The sequence below is a fragment of the uncultured Bacteroides sp. genome (assembly GCF_910578895.1).
Taxonomy (GTDB): domain Bacteria; phylum Bacteroidota; class Bacteroidia; order Bacteroidales; family Bacteroidaceae; genus Bacteroides.
Map to the genome: position 1 here is coordinate 26,808 of NZ_CAJTSC010000004.1, position 13,603 is coordinate 40,410.

A 13,603-nucleotide genomic window follows, 5' to 3' on the forward strand; every position below is an offset into this window, starting at 1 on the left:
TCAATAGAAGTGAAAGTGATTTGAGAATCAAGCTATTACAAAATGGTTCCCGAATTTACTTTCACTTTTATAGTTGAACCTACAAAATTGAAACAACATGAGTTTGAAGAACAGCTATACAACAAGTGACTGCCTACAATGGGACAGTGCCACAAACTTGGTAAGAAAGTTATATAGGGATAAGAATTATAAAATAAGCCTGCTTGTTGGGTGTGGCATATTTTTTGGTCTCCGTATTAGTGACCTATTACAACTTACTTGGGAAATGCTTTTGAGTAAGGATGCAAAGTTTACCATTACTGAAAAGAAAACAAGCAAACGTAGGGAAGTGAGAATTAATAAGGAGTTCCAAAAGCATATCAAAGACTGTTATACTGCTTTGGATATTCAGAACTTGAATGAGTTCTGTTTTTTATCGGGAAAAGGCAAGAACAAGGTCTATTCTATCCAATGGATAAACATTGTACTTAAAGAACTGAAAAGCAAGTACAATTTAAAGATAGACCATTTTTCTACCCATTCACTTAGAAAGACTTTTGGCAGGAAAGTATTTGAATCCTCTGAAAATGCTGAATTGGCTTTAGTTAAGCTGATGGAACTATTTAATCATTCAAGTGTAACTATTACTAAGAGATACTTAGGACTTAGACAAGAAGAACTGTTAAATACTTATGACTGTTTGAGTTTCTAACTAATTGCTTAGAAAGGGACAAAGTTTGAAATTTCTGTTGTATCATACCATTTTCAGAAATAGAGAATTTTGTCCCATTTTCTAATATACAGTAACTTTCAAAAACTGCAATGTAAGAGAAACAGCAAATAATGGATATATATAAATCTGATAGGGCATAGTTCCAAGCCAAACAGATGGCGATAACGTAATTAGTTCCGCATTGGTGCAAGCGTAAGAAAATTATCTTTTTAAAAAGGCATAATACGGCTTGTAGTTTATGGTATGTGTGATTTTTTGGGAAATACCTATATGCCGTACCAATCTATTGATTACTATGCCATAGAATAATTTATGAATTATGCAAATACCCACAAAGCATTGAAATACAGTCTATTTTGATAATCCGAATTAAACACATAGCTTTGCAGTGTTCGTTTACAAAATCCCATTTATTTAATCATTTAAAATTTATCAGCTATGAGTAATCTAAAAACTTACTTCAAGAAAAGTGTGTCCGTAGGTAAGAAAAGTTCTGCCTATATAAGAGCTATACCCGTTCTTGCAAAAGCACTATATCATGCAATGGTGGGTAATGGAAATTATGAGGTATCATTTATCAAAATAGGACGAAAATGGTACTGTAATGTTCCGGGTTTTCCCAAAGAACTATTTGAACATACGCTCATGGTTGGTGGTGCATCCAACTATCTTGAATATTACTCCCGTGGAGAAAATGAGATTGTGGCTACTATCAGAATTGCTAAAGAATGGGAAGATAAGTTTTATTGCGGAGTTAGATTATATAAGGTAAGTTCCACTTTAACGGGTGGTGCTTTCTATAAAGACCCAAGCGGAAATTTTGGTGAAGAACTTTGGCTTTGTCCCGTTACTCTATTCTTATTGGGCAAATACCCGAAACTAATCTTTATCTATAAGATTAACAAAAACTACCTGCATTGTCCCATCTGTATTGAGTGATTGGGCAAATTTATCCTCACAGATACCGCTATAATTGCAAATGAATCATTAATTTTGTGGTCTAATTAACTAAAAACACAATAGATATGGAAGATATGTTCTCTTTAGGAAGTGTTATATTATGGAATAATATACAGTGTGGTAATGATGGTGCTACAGATGGAGAGGTTGCAGAATTATTTGTTTCAAAAGTTTTAGGCTCTGTTGTTCTGAAATTGAAATACGAAGATATTGTCTATGCTGTATCAAATGATGATATACATCCTATTATTTTCACCGCAAATACGTTAAAAGGGAAAAAATATTTTATCTACGAAAATTTTAGGATTCTGAAACGCAATATAGAAGCAATAAAATCAGAGTAATCTTATCCATATATTAAAATCAGAGTTTACGGAAACGTGAACTCTTTTTTTATGCCTACTATGAAGATTAGATACTTCTTTCATTCATTACTTAGTTAGGCTACAAACCTATATACCTTATAACCTCTAATAGGACTGAATTTTTCAATCGGCAGAATCTACGGGTACTTTTTTGGGGAAGAAATCTTCTTATAGTCCCCGTTCAAAAAAAGTACCTGCTCATGCTATTACGAAGAAAAGAAACTGATACTTCCCTAATTACTTACTAAGGATATGCTTTAAAACACTTAGAACTGCATTTATCAGCGTTTTATCTTTAGCTATTCAAAACCTTTCGCTAACTTTGCAACAATTTCAGAGGTCTTAATGCGTTAAGGCACTGAAAGGACATATTTAACGAAAAGGTGTTATTGAGATTATCTTCTTTTTCTCAAATTCTCGCAAAGTTTGAAATGGAACGAAGATGATAGCAATAGCACCCCACCATTTGATATATACCTACCTTATATTCTGTAAGGCTTTAGATATTGTCAAAATTGGTGTGGGTAGCTATTGTTTTATCCGTTCCATAGGCAATGCGAGAAGCCAGAGAAAAAGGGTAAAGCAGATATAGTTCCCACACCTTATTTTTTATCCGCTTTCTTCGGGGAATTAGAAAGCATATCCGACAAAAGATATGACATATATTATTGTCTTTCTCATTTTAATTGTCATTTGGAAGGCAGTTGAAGAACAGTAACTACATAATAACCTCAATACTTAATTCTACTATGGCGGAAGTTTCAGACATACTCAAAATAGGTAAAGATAAATACTTAGAAAATAATCTTGAACAAAAATGTGGAAATCCTTTTACAGAATGGATTCCTTATGATATTATCCATTTCCGGTGTTATGTCGAAAATGGAATCAAAAAATATGAAATTTATGGTGAGGTCATATATAACAGTCTAAAAATGCTTTATATTAGACCTTGGAGATACTTAATAAGCCAAGAGGATGGAGAATTTGCTATAAAATACGGTATAGAATCATATTTTATATGGCGTAATTTTTGGGTATCTAACTATCTTGAATATCAAGGGTCTGACTATCGAATACATCATGATTCCAATTATGATTGTTCTAATTATGATGATAGAATTAAAGAATGCGATGATGATATTGCTGAATTTTGGAAAGATTTTAATAAGGACTTAAACCGTGAATTTAAAAAACTTGAAGAAAAGCATAGAAATAATGAAGATATGTTTTTCTATACAGAGGTACGGTTAATGGAACAAAATTGTTCGTGGATGATTGATTGTGCTTGTGACGATTTTAGACAGCAGCAGAGAAAAGAGGAAGAAGAAAAAAAAAGAAACCAAGAAGAAAGAGAAAAGAAACTTGAAGCCGAAAGACAAGAAGCCGAAGCACGTAAAGAGAAATTTAGATTCAACCAAAGGAACAAGCATCCACTTGATTCTACTATATCCTTTCGTGCATCTGACCATCTTTATATAGTAAATGGAGTTTGTTTAGAATCTGTAACAACCTTTGTTAGTAGCTGTTTCCCGAAATTTAATACAGAGCTTCATGCAAAACAGAAAGCTGGAGCATTAGGAATATCCGTTCAAGAAGTAATAGAAATGTGGGAACGCAAAGGAAAAGAAAGCAGGGATTTGGGTACTGCAATGCACAAAAAAATAGAGAATTATTATCAAGGTATTGATTCTGCAAATGATGATGCTTTTAATTTGTTTAGAATATTTGCGAACAACATTAAATTAGTGCCATATCGTACTGAATGGGCTGTATATGATTGGGAGTACAAACTTGCAGGGACTATTGATTTCGTAGATTATCAGAATGGAGAATATACAGTTTATGATTGGAAACGAAGCGATAAAATCATAGCTAATGGTATGCCTATAAAAACAAATAAATATGGAGAAAAAGGGAATTATCCTTTAGAGCATATAGATAACTCACCTTATTATCATTATGCGTTACAGCTAAGTCTATACAAATTCATTTTAGAGAGAAATTATGGTATTAAAATAGATAAATTAAGATTGGGTATCTTCCATCCTACATACAACAAACCATATCTTTTGGAAGTTCCATATCTTGAAAATGAAATTAATACTATTTTTAATTTGCGTTCAGAAGTTATATTTTAATTATAGAGTTATGTCGAAAATATTCTATATTATAACATTAGCTATATTACTTATATCTTGTAATTCTAATAATGGTAAGACAAAACAAGTTTCTACCATAGACAGCACTTTACAAGTAAGTGTTGATTCTATCCTGCAAAACAAGCTATCCGAACTTAATGCTACGGTAGGGCAAGTTATTATAATGGAAGTGCAGACGGGAGAAATCAAGGCTTCTGTTGGTTCTGATTCTATTCTGCAAGAATCGGGATTAGTGCGTACCGCTTCACTTTTGGCAGCATTGAAAACAAAGGCAGTCAAACTATCCGATACGATAGACGTTGCAGATGGAGTTTTAACTATTGGAAAAGATACATTGTGCGACCATAATTGGCATAGAGGTGAATATGGAAAAATCACAGTAGAACAAGGGTTTGCTTTCTCATCCAATATCACCAATTACAAAGTAGTAAGAAAGGCATTTGATAATGAACGAGCCTTTTCAGAAGCACTTGCAAAGTATGGTTATCAAGTGAAAGACACAAGTCTTGTTTATAATCCTTTGGGATATGGCATACTCACCACTCCATTACAGAACTTGACTTTCATTAATAACATAGCTAAAAGTAACACTACCATAAAAGAAGCATTGGCATATTCTGTTTCTGATGGATTAGCTAAGCCTGCCCAATCAGATAAAGTTAAAGTAGCTGGAACAACGGGAACAATTCAACTTCCGAACGGTGAATATGCCGTAGAATTTTGCGGTTACTTCCCTGCCGATAATCCGAAATACAGTGTTATCGTTACCATTAATAAGACAGAATTACCTGCAAGCGGTGGACTGATGGCAGGTGATGTTTTTAGGCAGATTGTTGATATTATGAATGAAAGATAATGAGAAGATTGCTATTTATCATTATTGGGCTACTTAGTTTAGCGGCTTGCAAAACAAACAAAACATCTGTTCCGCAAGAATTTGAGTGCTTTAATCAGCCACATATTTACATAAAGTATAAGCAACCGATAAACGGATATACGGTAAAAGTAATGTGGCTGCAAAATGGTGAAGTAGGTAATGCTCCATTCTGTTTAGAGAAACAAGGAGTACAATACTACTACTTTGCGGAGAAATGGACTGATAAGATTCTGTATGATAAAGATAACACATATCCGAACAACACTGTTATAGAATTGGACTATACAGCCAAATTAGAGAGCGAAGAATACCTTTCGGATGATTCTCCTTTCTTCTTTTCTGATGTTGATTTTGATGGAGAAGATGAGTTTATTATCAACCGCTATAAAAGTGGTTCAAGAGAATCAAATGCCTATGATGTGTACGATATTAGCCCATACGGTTACTTTATACGGAAAGCAGAAGCACCATTTACAGAATTAGAAAACGGACAATGTGAGTTTGATTCAAAGAACAAGACCATTACTGTTTATGGCTCTAATGGATGGAACAATACTATCAATAATACCTATCAACTAAAAGGAGATAAAGTTGAATTAGTACAATCAGAATAATTATTTAAAAATCAAATAGAAATGAAAATATTTAGATTAGTTGGAATGGTTTTATTAGCCTTGTGCGTGAATTTCACTTCTTGCAGTGATGACAATGAAGAAGACCCCAATGTGTATTATGCTTATGGCATCTATTTAGGAGATTTATCAACTAATACGGACTATATTGAAACAGAACTTAGGATAAATGAAGTGGAGCAAAGTATAAAGTTCAGACCATCATATAGTTCTTCGGGATTGGATGGCGGTGCTTATGTTACAGAATTTCATCCATTCACGGAGGAGCAATATTTCTATATAATAAACCGCTGTGATATTTATGTAAATGAAGAGATAACTAAAGAGAATCTGATTGAAAAGTTTCCCGAACTTCCGCATGAATTTAATTTCTTATGGCAGTGCTTAGGTGAATATGAATATATTGCATATTATCCAGTAGATTCTCCTGATGGAGTTCTCAACGTATTTGTCTATAACAAAAACAATTAAGAGATTGCAATAGTATTCTTCGTAAACCTATACGCAAAAAGCCAACCTACCCAATTACGGATAAGTTGGCTTTTTCAGTTCTGAACAAATATCTATTAACCATAAACTATGTGTTATACAACTCTATTCAGAGTTACAGAGAATACCAAGTAATTGAAGCGTATTTCCAGCAGACAGATTTTTGAGAAAAACGGCTTTACATACCCGTTGCTGATTTAGCTACCGCTATTCTATTATATAATGGAATACAGTATATGAATGTTTTTTGAGTTAGCAGAAAAGCTACTCTATACTATTATATACTATATCATTAGATAGATAAAAAACTGATAGTCAAAAGCAAAACTATAAGAAAGAATCATTGCATAACAGCGTAATATTGACTAACTTTGTGGTGCAGTTTGAAGCTGCAAAGAGATTATTAATTTATTGTTGAATCTATCTTGTTTACGTGTAAACCAACATGTAAACCGCAACTTGAAAGGACTTCTTCTAATAAGATATAAACGGAAGTAGCTCAGTTGGTTGCCTTTAATCCTACGGATTAAAGGACATTAGCCTTCCAAGCTGAGGGTCGCGGGTTTGAGCCCCGTCTTCCGCTCTTAGAAAGAAGGTGCATCGTAATAACGATGCACCTTTTTTACTTATTATCACCGATACAAATCTGCTGCTTCTCTTCAAGAATATCAATAATTACCTAATCAAACTTGCAAGTACGGAAATAAGTACACACCTTTGTAGTAAACAGAAGAAGAAATTATGAGAACAGCTAATTATACCGATCTAAGAGCGAATCTTAAAGGCTACATTGATTCAGTGATTGATGACTATGATACTGTAATCGTCGACCGTGGCAATGGCAAAGGAGTAGTGATGATTTCCCTTGATGAATACAATTCATTGAAAGAGACCGAATATATAATGTTCTCACCTGCAACGATGGAGACTATACGCCAAGGCGAGGAGGATATAAAGAATGGCAATTATATAGCACAGAAAGATGGAGAAAGCATAGAAGACTTTTTAAAGCGAGCATCATGTACAGAATAATATTATCTGACCAAGCACGAAAGGAATACCTATACTTCTCACAGAGTGGCAATAAGATAATTCTGAATAAGATTACAGTTTTGCTGAATGACATTGCAGAACATCTATACCGGAATCGGAAAACCAGAACCACTGAAATATAAATTGACCGGTAAATGGTCAAGGAGAACCACCACAGAACATCGTCTTGTCTACTCTGTAAACGATGACAAGATAGAAATACATACACTCTCCATGAAGTATCACTACGTTAAGAAGTAAACCGACTCATACATACTATTAATTGAAAGGATAGCTATTAAGTCAGGTGTCCTTTCTATTTTATACTATACGCGTTGCCTAAAACAAAAAAAATCATTATTTTTGCAATGGAAGGAGATTAACGCAATGAAACTCATCGAAAATAATATCCAAATGATTATTGACTTATGCAAAAAGTATAAGGTGAATAAGTTATTTGTATTTGGATCCATTCTGACCAATCGTTTCAATGACGCAAGCGATATAGACATGGTGGTCGATTTTGGCAAAATAGATTTAATGAATTATGCCGACAACTACTTTGATTTCAAATCTTCCTTGCAAGATTTATTAGGCAGAGAAGTGGATCTATTGGAGGAAAAAGGCATTCGGAATCCTATTCTAAAGAAGAATATCGACAACACCAAACAATTAGTCTATGGATGAATATACCGAGAAACATTTGATTGATGTGCTCAACGCTATCAATGAGATTGAAAGTTTCTTTGCAGACAGACCTAAACTATTTCAAGAGTTTCAGCATGATATGTTGCGGCAAAGAGCGGTTGAACGCAATATTGAAATTATGGGAGAGGCTATAAACAGAATACTAAAAGCCGATTCGGAATTTCAATTGCCTAATGCCAAAGCAATCATCAATACTCGCAACAGAGTAATTCACGGATATGACAGTGTTACTACAGAATTTTTATGGAGCCTGATTATGAAACATATTCCGGCTCTCAAAAATGATGTGGAAAACATATTAACCAACAAATAGACTACCCTCTCTCTTTTCGTCCTAAACAAATCTACAAAGAACATCCGAAAAAGTCTGCATAATGGAAGAGACACGGGTCAAGATAATAGGAATAGACCGCCACCGCCTTACGACAGACGGCGATGGCGTGACTACGCTCGTCGCCTTCCACGACTGTCCGCTCCGTTGCCGGTACTGTCTCAACCCGCAGTCACTCGGCGACGCAGGGCAGTTCGGCGACTATACGCCGGAGGAACTGTATGACGAGACGCGCATCGACGAACTCTATTTCATCGCCACCCGCGGCGGCATCACCTTTGGAGGGGGCGAACCATGCCTTCGCCCGCAATTCATCCGCCGATTCCGCGAACTGTGCGGCACCGAATGGCAACTCAACCTGAAGACATCGCTCAACGTGCCGACCGCCAATGTCGAAGTCCTGTTCTCGATGACCAACACGCTGATTATCGATATCAAAGACATGAACCCCGACATCTACCGCAACTACACCGGACAAGAGAACAGCCGCGTCCTTGACAACCTGCGGCTGATAGCGGCACAACATCGGCAAAGCGACTGCCTAATCCGCCTTCCACTAATACCGGACTTCAACACCGAAGCCGACCGCACCGCAAGCCGCACCATGCTCGAAGCGCTCGGCTTCACCCGATTCGACTTATTCACCTATCAAATCCGTAAATACTGACCATGGCACAAGGAAAACAGACTTGCAGAATCTTGAAAAAGATACGTCGGCAGATTGCCGAAGCCAACGGCATCGAGTTTGTCACATCGGAATGCCGCTACAAAGGTGACTGCTTTGGCACGTGTCCCAAATGCGAAGCGGAGGTACGTTACCTGGAGCAGCAACTCGGCACGCGCCGTCGCGCCGGACACAACGTAATGCTTGCCGGAATATCGGCAGGGATGATTCTCATGGCGAGTTGCAGCGGCACATCATCGCGCCAACCGAACGACGGGCTTCTGTACGAAGCAATAACAACGACCGACAGCCTTGAGACGGAAGATTGCAAGGTTGAAGAACTGGAAGGAGACATCGCCGCCATCGAAGACTCCACTACGACCATCATAAAAAAAACAGTAGGAGAAATCAGCTCGGTTCCCATAATAGGGAAAGTAGCCGGTTCCGGAAAAGAGGATGAAACAGTTGAAGCCGTAGTAGATGTCCGCCCCACGTTTCCGGGTGGAGACGGGAAATTTATGGAATGGATTTCGCAACACTTGGTGTATCCGCCCACAGCGATTGACAAGGACCTGCAAGGCCGTGTCATCATCCGGTTTTTCATAGAAGCCGACGGCACAGTCAGTGCAGCCGAAGTAACGAGGGGAATAGACGAGGAACTCGACAAGGAAGCGCTACGGGTCATCAAGGCGCTGCCACGGTTCAATCCGGCAAGGCTCGATGGCAAGGCGGTGGGATACTGGTTTACGATTCCCATAATGTTCAGGCTGACGGAATAACAAGAGACGAGGAGTAATCATTAACTGTTTTTTTACCTTTAATTAATTGAATAACTAACTTATCTTGCTTGGACCGAGTGGATTGTTGTTTATTGAGGATTGCCTCATCACACCTCAACATAAAAAAAACTTACAAACAATTCCCGGAAGGAAGCAGAAATAAAATCAAAACAGTTTCTTATCTTTGCACGAATTTTAACTGCAAACTACAAATGAACATGAACATTCTTTCCCGGCAGAACATATTTCGCGAAACGCGGGATTATCTGATGATTGCCTTAGGCATGATTATGTACGGCATCGGATGGACCGTATTCCTGCTCCCCAACGACATCACTACAGGGGGAGTACCGGGTATCGCCTCATTGGTTTATTTTGCATCCGGACTGCCGGTACAGTATGTCTACTTCGGCATCAATTTCCTGCTGCTACTGCTTGCCATCCGTATTTTGGGATGGAAATTCAGCATCAAAACCATCTTTGCCGTCTTCACCCTGACTTCCTTTCTGCCAATCATACAGCAACTGACAGCAGACATCCGGCTGTTGCAAGACCAGCCTTTCATGGCATGCGTCATCGGCGCTTCCTTCTGCGGTGGCGGCATCGGCATCGCTTTCTCCTCGAATGGAAGCACGGGCGGGACGGATATCATCGCGGCAATCATCAACAAATACAGGGACATCACACTGGGACGGGTAATGCTGATTTGCGACCTTATCATTATCTCATCCAGCTATTTTGTACTGAAAGACTGGGAGAAAGTGGTATACGGCTACGTCACCTTGTACATTTGCAGTTTCGTACTGGACCAGGTGGTGAACAGCGCCCGCCAATCAGTGCAGTTCTTTATCATCAGCGAAAAGTACGAGGAGATAGCACGGCACATCAATGTATATCCGCACCGGGGAGCAACTGTCATAAACGCTTCCGGTTTCTACACCGGGAAGGAGATAAAGATGCTGTTTGTCCTCGCCAAGAAACGGGAATCGACCATTATCTTCCGGTTAATAAAAGACATCGACCCGAACGCCTTTGTATCGCAAAGCCAGGTAATCGGGGTATACGGGGAGGGATTTGACAAGATTAAAGTAAAGTAGTCTCCCCTATTTACCGTAACCTTGCACTTGAATAAAAGTAAAAGCAGAGAGACACATTAAACACTCATTCGGAAAGAATGAACTTTCCTTCTTTCCAGATATAACTTACAGGACGGCGGAGAAACGGTTTCAGTTTTTCCGCCGCTTCTTTTGACATGTAGCCGGGAGTAGTAAAAGTAAAGGTCAACGTGTCGTCTTTACCCGAAAGGTCGGCTTGCATCAAAAGCATATCCGCCTGAAGACGGGCATCCCGGTAGCGATACACATTTACCGTATCGGTGGCAGGCGCAATGAAGTCGTCCATACCGGGCAATGTCGATAAATAAGGCACAGACGGCAGTTCTTTCCAATCGTGAGTATAGAATTTGATGTGACTGTCGCAGACGGGAGCACAGACGGTAGATATGGTGCAGATGAGCCGGATACTGTCGTTCACCGGCAGGAGTTTCATCTGCCAGGTGCTTTGGGGAGTCACCTGCACACGAATGTAATCGGGCGTAAGTTCCGTCATTTCAGACTTGCCGCCAAAGCGGTTGGTTACTTCCGCTTTCATATTGCTCTCCAAGAAGTCGATAAAATCGGCACGATTTACAGCCGTCAGCAACGGACTCAAGGAATCGGGCATCTGAGTGAAACAACTCTTTGCCGACTGTGCCGACAAAGAACCTATACACATCCCTATCACATATATAAAGACAACCAGTTTCTTCACCATATCATTGCATTGTTTGGATACTAACCTATCACAAAAGTACAAATAAATTTTCAATCCAATCATACCCATGCACGGCTTTTTCATTTACTACAGGAGTTATCACTTCGCTCCGTCAGGAGTTAACAGGAATTACCAGCCGGCAAGTCAGTTTAAAAGGTAAAAGCCAATACTTCTGTGAATACATACGCAAGAGTATCAACTCTGACTTCTTCAGCGTCTCTGACTCCCCCTAAATGAAAGAGCCGCGCCCCCATGGCATATTACAATCCTATCGGCTTCCCAAGTACAAGAAGAACATTCCAATCAGTACCAAAATGAGGTCTGCCGCCTTACTTTTCAAATTCTTTTCACGGAAGAAAAGGGCACCGAACAAGAAAGATACAACCACACTGCCGCGCCGCACCATAGAGACAATGGAAATCATGGAGTCTTCGTAGCTCAAGGCGTAAAAATAGACAAAGTCTGCCGCACAGAGAAAAAGCGAAATGCCGATAATGGTCCAGTCCCAACGGAACGGGGTGCTCTCCTTACGCTTGGGATACCACAGCAAGAGGATAATGGGACACATGATAAACACCTGATAGATATTATACCACGACTGCACCACCATAGGAGGCAACTGCCTCATCAGATACTTGTCATACAATCCGCTGACAGCACCCGTCACTGCCGCCAACACGATAAACCATATCCATTTGTTATGCTTGAAATCAATGCCTTCCTTCTTACCGGAACGGCTCAGCATAAAGAACGACAATACTGCCAACATCACACCTATCCACTGGTAAAGGTTGAGCCGTTCACCGAATACAAGCATGGCACCCACAAGTACCATGACCGGACGTGTGGCATTAATAGGTCCCACAATGGTGAGCGGCAGGTGTTTCATCCCGAAGTATCCGAATATCCATGAGGAGAGGACGATGAACGACTTGATGACAACAAACTTATGCACATCCCATCCCACCACGGGGACATCGAACATCGTACCGCCCAATGTCGAAGGAGCAAAGAACGACATCAGGATAAACGGCAGAAATACCAGACTGGAAAATATAGTATTCAGGAACAAAACCGGAAGTACGGCATTGTCCTTGAGCGCCTGCTTCTTGAAGGCATCATAAAATCCCAGCAAAGCGGCGGAAAGAAAGGCAAGCAGTAACCACATGATGAATTATGAATGTTGAATTTTGAATTATGGGTTATGAATTATGAATTATAAGTTATGGATTTTGCAATTTTCGAATGATGAACATCGACTTCCGATTTCCTGATTAGCCTACACACGGACGCCGCAGGGCAATTCAGAATTCATCATTCAAAATTCATAATTAACAAACAGTTCTTCGGGATAGGCGACATCTACCAGAAACAATGCGTTGCCGGGAACGGAAGTGCCTGCACGGCAACGGTCTTTCTGTTCGATGACACGGCGAAACCCCTCGACTGAGAGTTTTCCTCTGCCCACTTCAAGCAGCGTGCCGACCACGGCACGCACCATATTCCTCAGGAAGCGGTCCGCCTGAATGGTAAATACCCAAGTCACATCATCGACCTGCGTCCAAGCAGCGTGCATTATCTTGCAGTTGTTGGTTTTGACATCGGTATGCAACTTGCTAAAACTGGTAAAATCCGTATATTCGAACAAGGTCTGTGCTGCCTCATTCATCCGTTCGAAATCGGGAACTTGGAACAGGCGGCAACGATACTGCCGGTCGAAAGGTTTCTTGGCTGTAGTGACATAGTACTTGTAAGTACGTGCCGTAGCATCAAAACGCGCATGGGCATCAGGGCGGACAGCCCGCAGACGGTAAACGGAAATATCCGGGGGGAGCAAACGGTTCAGTTTGTCTGCCATAAAATCCGCATCCAGCGGAGTATCACTGTCAAAATGTGCCACCATTAGGGAAGCATGCACACCGGCATCGGTACGTCCGGCGCCTACCACCTCCACCTCGCGCCGAAGCAAAGTAGAGAGCGCCTTCATCAAACATTCCTGCACACTCGCGCCGTTGGGCTGTATCTGCCAGCCATGATAGGCTGTGCCATCGTAAGCTAAATAGATAAAATATCGTTGCAC

Annotated in this window: 16 protein-coding genes, 1 tRNA gene and 1 pseudogene; 15 read left to right on the top strand and 3 right to left on the bottom strand. The window is 39.7% G+C overall.

The genetic code is table 11. The annotated features are described in order from the left end of the window. Positions 1 to 97 precede the first annotated feature (97 nt). From QZ327_RS01940 to QZ327_RS02010, 15 genes and pseudogenes are all read left to right on the top strand, one after another. A complete protein-coding gene (locus QZ327_RS01940) occupies positions 98 to 691 on the top strand; it encodes a tyrosine-type recombinase/integrase (protein WP_294616663.1) in 594 nt (197 codons plus the stop codon). 459 nt (positions 692 to 1,150) lie between these two features. Further along, a complete protein-coding gene (locus QZ327_RS01945) occupies positions 1,151 to 1,651 on the top strand; it encodes a DUF6717 family protein (protein WP_294616665.1) in 501 nt (166 codons plus the stop codon). Positions 1,652 to 1,737: 86 nt separating this feature from the next. Further along, positions 1,738 to 2,016 carry a hypothetical protein gene (locus tag QZ327_RS01950; RefSeq protein ID WP_035447224.1) on the top strand — a complete coding sequence of 93 codons (279 nt, stop codon included), beginning with the start codon at positions 1,738 to 1,740 and terminating at the stop codon, positions 2,014 to 2,016. A gap of 770 nt (positions 2,017 to 2,786) precedes the next feature. After that, positions 2,787 to 4,178: a hypothetical protein gene (locus QZ327_RS01955; protein ID WP_294616666.1), complete on the top strand. Its 1,392-nt coding sequence runs from the start codon at positions 2,787 to 2,789 to the stop codon at positions 4,176 to 4,178. A 10-nt stretch (positions 4,179 to 4,188) separates the two neighbouring features. Next, positions 4,189 to 5,055: a penicillin-binding transpeptidase domain-containing protein gene (locus QZ327_RS01960; protein WP_294616667.1), complete on the top strand. Its 867-nt coding sequence runs from the start codon at positions 4,189 to 4,191 to the stop codon at positions 5,053 to 5,055. Then, positions 5,055 to 5,690: a hypothetical protein gene (locus tag QZ327_RS01965; protein ID WP_294616669.1), complete on the top strand. Its 636-nt coding sequence runs from the start codon at positions 5,055 to 5,057 to the stop codon at positions 5,688 to 5,690. The genes QZ327_RS01960 and QZ327_RS01965 overlap by 1 nt, the downstream gene beginning before the upstream one ends. A gap of 21 nt (positions 5,691 to 5,711) precedes the next feature. After that, positions 5,712 to 6,179 (top strand): hypothetical protein, encoded by a 468-nt coding sequence (locus tag QZ327_RS01970; RefSeq protein WP_007569774.1) that lies wholly within the window; start codon positions 5,712 to 5,714, stop codon positions 6,177 to 6,179. A 507-nt stretch (positions 6,180 to 6,686) separates the two neighbouring features. Beyond that, positions 6,687 to 6,780 (top strand) — tRNA-Gly (locus QZ327_RS01975). 158 nt (positions 6,781 to 6,938) lie between these two features. Next, a complete protein-coding gene (locus tag QZ327_RS01980) occupies positions 6,939 to 7,229 on the top strand; it encodes a type II toxin-antitoxin system Phd/YefM family antitoxin (protein ID WP_294616672.1) in 291 nt (96 codons plus the stop codon). Next, positions 7,217 to 7,490: pseudogene (locus QZ327_RS01985) on the top strand (Txe/YoeB family addiction module toxin). The gene QZ327_RS01980 and the pseudogene QZ327_RS01985 overlap by 13 nt, the downstream one beginning before the upstream one ends. Positions 7,491 to 7,616: 126 nt before the next feature. Next, positions 7,617 to 7,916, top strand: a complete 300-nt coding sequence (locus tag QZ327_RS01990; protein WP_294616673.1) for a nucleotidyltransferase domain-containing protein — start codon at positions 7,617 to 7,619, stop codon at positions 7,914 to 7,916. Next, positions 7,909 to 8,250, top strand: coding sequence for a HepT-like ribonuclease domain-containing protein (locus QZ327_RS01995; protein ID WP_294616675.1), 342 nt, complete (start codon positions 7,909 to 7,911; stop codon positions 8,248 to 8,250). The genes QZ327_RS01990 and QZ327_RS01995 overlap by 8 nt, the downstream gene beginning before the upstream one ends. 61 nt (positions 8,251 to 8,311) lie before the next feature. After that, positions 8,312 to 8,935 (top strand): radical SAM protein, encoded by a 624-nt coding sequence (locus QZ327_RS02000; protein WP_294616677.1) that lies wholly within the window; start codon positions 8,312 to 8,314, stop codon positions 8,933 to 8,935. Between the two features lie 32 nt (positions 8,936 to 8,967). After that, on the top strand, positions 8,968 to 9,711 hold the full coding sequence (locus QZ327_RS02005) for an energy transducer TonB (RefSeq protein WP_294616679.1): 744 nt from the start codon (positions 8,968 to 8,970) through the stop codon (positions 9,709 to 9,711). A 212-nt stretch (positions 9,712 to 9,923) separates the two neighbouring features. Beyond that, positions 9,924 to 10,808: a YitT family protein gene (locus QZ327_RS02010; protein WP_294616680.1), complete on the top strand. Its 885-nt coding sequence runs from the start codon at positions 9,924 to 9,926 to the stop codon at positions 10,806 to 10,808. A gap of 64 nt (positions 10,809 to 10,872) precedes the next feature. On the opposite strand, the gene QZ327_RS02015 is transcribed toward QZ327_RS02010, so the two are convergent. From QZ327_RS02015 to truA, 3 genes are all read right to left on the bottom strand, one after another. Beyond that, positions 10,873 to 11,523 (bottom strand): DUF3256 family protein, encoded by a 651-nt coding sequence (locus QZ327_RS02015; RefSeq protein ID WP_294616681.1) that lies wholly within the window; start codon positions 11,521 to 11,523, stop codon positions 10,873 to 10,875. Between the two features lie 268 nt (positions 11,524 to 11,791). Next, positions 11,792 to 12,691 carry a DMT family transporter gene (locus QZ327_RS02020; protein ID WP_294616683.1) on the bottom strand — a complete coding sequence of 300 codons (900 nt, stop codon included), beginning with the start codon at positions 12,689 to 12,691 and terminating at the stop codon, positions 11,792 to 11,794. 150 nt (positions 12,692 to 12,841) lie between these two features. Next, positions 12,842 to 13,603 (bottom strand): tRNA pseudouridine(38-40) synthase TruA, encoded by a 762-nt coding sequence (gene truA / locus QZ327_RS02025; RefSeq protein ID WP_294616684.1) that lies wholly within the window; start codon positions 13,601 to 13,603, stop codon positions 12,842 to 12,844.